The 3,815-nt window shown below is 70.1% G+C and carries 3 protein-coding genes; 1 reads left to right on the top strand and 2 read right to left on the bottom strand.

Going from position 1 to position 3,815, the window contains the following annotated elements:
• Positions 1-464 (top strand): CBS domain-containing protein (locus G4D87_RS34915; protein WP_240358852.1); only part of this gene is annotated, 464 nt, incomplete at its 5' end.
• A 51-nt stretch (positions 465-515) separates the two neighbouring features.
• Here the strand turns inward: G4D87_RS34915 and thrS are convergent.
• Positions 516-1,718 (bottom strand): threonine--tRNA ligase, encoded by a 1,203-nt coding sequence (gene thrS, locus G4D87_RS34910; RefSeq protein WP_163786997.1) that lies wholly within the window; start codon positions 1,716-1,718, stop codon positions 516-518.
• Between the two features lie 267 nt (positions 1,719-1,985).
• Positions 1,986-3,815 (bottom strand): OPT/YSL family transporter (locus G4D87_RS34905; protein WP_371928652.1); only part of this gene is annotated, 1,830 nt, incomplete at its 5' end.

Here is a 3,815-nt window from a genome sequence, read left to right as displayed (position 1 = left end):
GTTCAACGAGGGTGGGGAGGGGCGTCATGCCAGGCAAGGAGCGTGCAATGCGGATTGGTGAGCTGATGACCAAGAACCTGGAGACCATCGAAGCAGGTGAGCCCATCCGGGCCGCGGCGCTGCGGATGCGCACGTGCAACATCGGCTCCCTGCCGGTGCTGGAGGGTGGGCAGCTGGTGGGGATGCTGACGGACCGGGACATCGCGGTGCGGTCCGCGGCGCTGGGGCAGGACCCGAACACCACGCCCGTGCGCGAGGTGATGACGGCCACGGTCATCACCTGCGACATGGACGCGACGCTCGAGGTGGCGGAACGGACGATGGAGGAGAAGATGGTGCGCCGCCTCGTGGTGGTGGACGGCGAGCGGCGGCCGGTGGGGCTCCTGAGCCTCGACGACCTGGCCACGGTGCCGGAGGAAGTCCTGCACGCGGGCGAGGTGCTGGAGCGGCTCCAACAGGGCTGAGGACTCGGGGCGCGAGCGGCGCGCTTCACCGCCCGCGCCCCGGTGTCACCTTCAGGCGTCCGGGGCCGGACGGCACGCCGCGACGAGCTCCGCCGCCGCGTCCTCCCACGGGACGTCCCGCTGCGCGCCATCGCGTTGACGCAGGCGGACGTTGCCCGCGGCCACCTCGCGTGCGCCCGCCACCACCAGCCACGGGACGCCCGCCGCGTGGGCATCCAGGACCTTGCGGGACAGGGACTCACCCCGCCGGTCCACGCTGGCGCGGCAGCCCGCCGCCTGGAGCTTCGCGGCGAAGCGCTCGGCGTAGTCGCCCACGCCTTCCCCCACGGCGACCACCACCACCTGCCGCGGCGCCAGCCAGGATGGCAGCGCGCCACCATGGTGCTCCAGCAGGACGCCGATGAAGCGCTCCAGGCTGCCGAGCAGCGCGCGGTGAAGCATCACCGGACGGACGCGGGCCCCGGAGGCGTCGATGTAGTGGAGGTCGAAGCGCTCCGGCAGCACGAGGTCCAACTGAATGGTGCCGCACTGCCACGCACGCCCCAGCCGGTCCTTCAAGACAAACTCCAGCTTGGGCCCGTAGAAGGCGCCCTCGCCCGGCTGCATGTGGCAGTGGAGCCCCGCTTCCTTCGCGGCCAGGAGGAGCCATGACTCGGCCTTGTCCCAGAGCGCATCCCGCCCCGCGCGCGCCGCGGGCCGGCCGGAGAAGGCCACCTGGACATCGTCGAAGCCGAAGCCCGCGTAGAAGTCCTTCAGCGAGCGGGCGAAGCGGACGACCTCCGGCACCACCTGCGGCTCGGCGCAGAAGATGTGGCCGTCATCCTGGGTGAACTGCCGCAGGCGGAACAGGCCGTGGAGCGCGCCGCCGGGCTCCGCGCGGTGCACCAGCCCGAACTCACCCAAGCGCAACGGCAAGTCGCGGTAGCTGGGCGCCATGCGCTGCACCAGCTCGATGTGGCCGGGGCAGCTCACCGGCTTCACGCCCAGGTGCCGCCCGCCGTCCTCCACCAGGAACATGTTGTCCCGGAAGTTGTCCCAGTGGCCGCTGCGCTCCCACAAGGGCTGCGCGTAGAGCTGTGGGGTGCGGACTTCCTGGTAGCCCTCGCGCCGCATGCGCTGGCGGACGTGCTCCTCCAGCAGCCGGTACAGCAGCAGTCCACGCGGGTGCCAGAACACCATGCCAGGCGCCTCTTCCTGCAGGTGGAAGAGGTCCAGGCGCTGGCCCAGCGCGCGGTGGTCGTGTTCGTCGAGCATGGCTTCGTCTCCGATTCGGAAGGGTGAAACGCCATCCGGTCGGAGCGCTGAGCGAGCGCACGGTTGCCCCGGCCGGAGAAGGCGGGGCAGGGAACCGTGCGTTCGTCAGCTCACCCCATGACGCGCACGGCTCCACGCCCGCCGAAGCGAGTCGTGGTGCCGGTGGTCGTGGTGGTGATGACGAAGCTCACGGCGAAGAAGATGCGAGGGGCGCGGAGAATTGTCAACTCGGCCCCCGCGCCGCCGCGGGGGCCTGAGCAGGTGTTGCTACGCCAACAGCGACGCGAGCCCGATGAGGCCGGCGATGAGGAAGAACAGCGACTCACCGGCGATGAGGCCGCCGCCCATGAGGGACATGGTGCTCATGTCCTCCGGGAGGGCCTCGCCTTCACCCGGGCTGCCGCTCACCGCCGGCTGCCCGCGCTTGGAGAACGTGTTCCAGACGGACGTCACGATGCCTCCCGCGCCGAACCACAGCGACACCGGGAACGCCACGAAGCCGCCGAACGACGACGCGTAGGGACTGGGCAGCAGGAGGGCGTCCACCGTCCAGCCGACGGCGAAGCCCGCGCGAGAGCCCTTCACGTACCGCTGGTAGCGCGCGTTGCCTCGCACCACCTTGCGCAGCAGCTCGTAGATGAAGCCGATGGCCAGTCCGAGGAGCAGGGCGCTCACGACGGCCTGCGACAGCGAGCCGAGGTCGCGGATGGCGCCCACCAGCTTGTACGTCATCGCGGAGCCCCACTGGCCCACCTCGGCGTTGGGGTTGTCCAACTGGTTGATGGTGAGCGCCGGGTAGGCGGTCATGAACACGCGCGCCAGGCCCACGCACAGCAGCGCGCCCATGATGACGCCCAGCACCTGGTAGCGGAACTGGGTGACGCGGTTGGTGCCCAGGCGCCAGCCGGTGGAGCGGTCCTGCTGCATGTCGCAGCCCACCGAGGTGGAGATGAGCAGGATGGTGGCGGCCATCATGCCCACCAGCGGGACGCGCAGGCCCATCATGGACATCATCAGCACGGAGATGACGAAGGCGCTGGAGATGGGGTTCTGGTCGGTGATGCCGAAGGAGATTCCGTTGATGAGCACGAACAGCAGGGCCAGCAGCATTCCGAAGAGGAGCCAGCCGACGGGCTGGTCCAGCACCTGCGTGCCCACCACCAGCGTCGCGCCGCCCCAGACAGCCACCCAGGCCAGCAGCCGGGGGATGTTGACCTTTTTCCAGGACTCCTCCGCCGCTTCGTCCTTCGTCGAGGCCCGCTCGCGGATGCGCTTCGCCGCCTGGACCGCCAGCAGCGACAGGTCCACCACGGCCGCGCCGCAAATCATCCCCAGGCCGATGACGAAGCCGATTTTACGGAACGGGTCCTGAGGGCCGAGCCAGCCCATCTCCCGGAGGGTGGGCATCAGCACCGCGCCGATGACGGCCATGACGATGGCCGGGACGGTGATGCGGCTGCCGACAATCATGCCCGCGCCCAGCGTCGCCGCGCTGGTGCCGATGGAGGCGACGAAGGCCACCTTCTCCGTCATCCACGCCGCCAGGGCGCCCAGCAGGGTGCCGCCGCCCAGCTTGGAGATGGACGCCTTGAGCAGGCGCTTGTCCGTGAGGGCGCGCAGGATGTTGGCCACCGCCAGCCCGGACGGATAGTCGAGCTGGAGCTTGTCCACGAGCAGCGGCGTGTAGAGCATGCCCACGCCCACCGCGAACATGCCCACGCAGCCGACGAAGAGCATGAGCTTCCAGGCGGCGGGCATCTCCATGCCCAGCCACACCATGGACTGGATGAGCACGGACATGGCGCACAGCGAGGCCACCGACGCGGCCATCGTCTGCATGTAGTTGGCGCCGTGCTTGCCCTCCGCGCCATACCCGTAGGTGACGGCGCTGCCGAGGATGCCGGCCAGCACCTGGCCGCCGACGAAGAAGCCCACGCTGAAGTTCATGTACGAGGCGGCGATGCCGCCCAGGGGCCCCAGGACGAACAGGGCCACCGCGCTCAGCAGCAGGTGGTACTTCCACGTCCCCACGGGGGGCAGCCAGTGGAAGCGACGTTGGGAGGGCTCCGCGAGGGCGCCTCCCGAGGACGGGGAAGG

It is taken from the genome of Myxococcus vastator, from assembly GCF_010894475.1.
Taxonomy (GTDB): Bacteria; Myxococcota; Myxococcia; order Myxococcales; family Myxococcaceae; genus Myxococcus; species Myxococcus vastator.
This window is presented reverse-complemented; position numbering and strand designations above follow the sequence as displayed.